The 1,242-nt window shown below is 55.2% G+C and carries 1 protein-coding gene; it reads right to left on the bottom strand.

The genetic code is table 11. The features are described from left to right. Positions 1-50 precede the first annotated feature (50 nt). Positions 51-1,204, bottom strand: a protein-coding gene (locus AB5Y91_RS01940) for an IS3-like element ISAeca4 family transposase (RefSeq protein WP_139739419.1) whose coding sequence is annotated in 2 segments (ribosomal slippage) — positions 51-967 and positions 967-1,204 — 1,155 coding nt in all. Because the reading frame shifts where the segments join, the coding sequence is not laid out codon by codon here. Between the last annotated feature and the right edge of the window lie 38 nt (positions 1,205-1,242).

The following is a 1,242-nucleotide window of genomic DNA, read 5'->3' as shown; positions in this document are numbered from 1 at the left end:
GTTTTGAAATGGCACTAGGGATCACCTCGCTCTGAATCGCCCCGGCTTCTCTAGACACTTTTGAGCCGTTCGAAATATTGCTTTTCACACTCTACTGGCGATAGCCCATTGTTGAAACTGTGCCGACGCTTGGGGTTGTAAAACATTTCAATGTAATCGAACACATCCTGCCGGGCCTCCTCCCGATCTGCATAGGTTTTACGTCGGATCCGCTCGCGTTTGAGGAGTTGGAAGAAACTCTCCGCCACCGCGTTATCATGGCAATTGCCACGTCTGCTCATGCTGGCCTTGAGCCGGTGCTCCCGCAAAAAATCCTGCCAGTCATAGCTGCTAAACTGGCTCCCTTGGTCAGAATGAACCAGCACTTCCTGCTCGGGTCGCCGTCGCCACACTGCCATCAGTAACGCGCTGATGGCCAACTCTCGGTCGATCCGTGGCCCCATTGACCAACCAATGACTTGTCGTGAAAACAAATCCAATACCGCGGCCAGATAGAGCCAGCCTTCATGGGTTCGAATATAAGTGATGTCCGTTACCCAGACCTTATTTGGCTCAGTCACATCGAACTGGCGTTCAAGATGATTCGGTGCAACCACCGTTGGCCGGCCACCATAATGACCGGGACGGCGACGATAACCGGTTTGTGAACGCAAACCTTCATGACGCATTAATCGCGCCACCCGGTGTTTCCCACAGGTCTCGCCCATCTCTCGCAGGTCATCCCGGATCTTGCGATAGCCATAGACGCCCCCGCTTTCTAGCCAACATTGCTTGATCTGGCCCAGGAGGCGTTGGTCTTCAAGTGCGCGGGCAGATAAAGGCTGGTGCTGCCAGGCGTAATAACCGCTCGGGTGGACATTCATCATCCGACACAGTCGGCGGATGGGATGTGTGGACGCGTGCACCCGGATGAAGGCGTACCTTACCCTGACAGCTTGGCAAAGTACGCGGCGGCCTTTTTTAAGATATCTCGCTCATCGGTGACGCGGCGCAGTTCAGCCTTGAGGCGCCGAATTTCGGCTTGCTGGCTGGAGTCATGCTGTTGCTGCACGGCGGGCTGGCTGTAGCGCCTGATCCAGGCGTAAAGACTGTGGCTGGAAACACCAAGTCGCTCAGCGACCTCTGCCACTGGGTAATGGCGCTCAGTCACCTGCTTGACGGCGGCCAGTTTGAATTCTTCCGTGTAACGTTGCTGCTTGCTCATAACACCTCCTGATTGACCTCAGTTTGAGGCTCTTGAGG

Origin of the sequence: Aeromonas sp. R4-3, assembly GCF_040908275.1 — a bacterium.
Taxonomy (GTDB): Bacteria; Pseudomonadota; Gammaproteobacteria; order Enterobacterales; family Aeromonadaceae; genus Aeromonas; species Aeromonas rivipollensis.
Note: the sequence above shows the minus strand (reverse complement) of the source record. Positions and strands in the feature narration are given on the sequence as shown.